Below are 1,238 nucleotides of genomic sequence, written 5' to 3'. Positions count from 1 at the left end.
GACATCCACGATCCAAAAGCTACCATCACGGTAACACCTGGTGATCAGGTACAACTGACCTGGACAGTAACCAGCATCGTAAACGGTGTTGTAAATACAAAATGCCCGGCTACTACTGACGTAGTCACCATCTACAACTACGCTGCTAACCCAGCTGCAAACGCAGGTGCAGATCAGGAAGATTGCGGTAGAGCTACTGCCTTCACCCTTGATGCAACCCCTGTGGTATCAACCGGTAACATCCAGCAGATCGGAACCTGGACCGTTCAATATACTGGTGCTAACGCAGCTCCAATTGTAAGCGACATCCACGATCCAAAAGCTACCATCACGGTAACGCCTGGAGATCAGGTACAACTGACCTGGACGGTAACCAGCATGGTTAATGGTAACATCATCACCAACTGCCCGGCTACAACTGACGAAGTAATCATCTACAACTTCGCAGCAAATCCAGCGGCTAACGCAGGCGCAGATCAGGAAGATTGCGGTAGAACTACAGCCTTCACCCTTGATGCAACTCCTGTGGTATCCACTGGTAACATCCAGCAGATCGGTACCTGGACTGTTCAATACACTGGTGCTAACGCAGCTCCAACAGTAAGCGACATCCACGATCCAAAAGCTACCATCACGGTAACGCCTGGAGATCAGGTACAACTGACCTGGACGGTAACCAGCATCGTAAATGGTGTAGTAAATACTAAATGTCCGGCTACAACTGACGAAGTAATCATCTACAACTTCGCAGCAAATCCAACTGCTAACGCAGGTGCAGATCAGGAAGATTGCGGTAGAACCACTGCCTTCACCCTGGATGCAACCCCTGTGGTATCTACTGGTAACATCCAGCAGATCGGAACCTGGACCGTTCAATACACTGGTGCTAACACTGCTCCAACAGTAAGCGACATCCACGATCCAAAAGCTACCATCACGGTAACACCTGGTGATCAGGTACAACTGACCTGGACGGTAACCAGCATGGTAAACGGTGTTGTAAATACTAAATGTCCGGCTACAACTGACGTAGTAACCATCTATAACTACGCTGCTAACCCAGCGGCTAACGCAGGTGCAGATCAGGAAGATTGCGGTAGAACCACTGCCTTCACCCTGGATGCAACCCCTGTGGTATCAACCGGTAACATCCAGCAGATCGGAACCTGGACTGTTCAATATACTGGTGCTAACACTGCTCCAACAGTAAGTGACATCCACGATCCAAAAGCTACCAT

At 49.5% G+C, this 1,238-nt stretch carries 1 protein-coding gene; it reads left to right on the top strand.

All coding sequences use genetic code 11. The annotated features are described in order from the left end of the window. Positions 1–1,238, top strand: a 1,238-nt coding sequence (locus BUB18_RS29785) for a hypothetical protein (protein ID WP_178372233.1), incomplete at both ends; no start/stop codon positions are given.

Source organism: Chitinophaga jiangningensis (genome assembly GCF_900142605.1).
GTDB classification, from domain to species: Bacteria; Bacteroidota; Bacteroidia; order Chitinophagales; family Chitinophagaceae; genus Chitinophaga; species Chitinophaga jiangningensis.
Note: the sequence above shows the minus strand (reverse complement) of the source record. Positions and strands in the feature narration are given on the sequence as shown.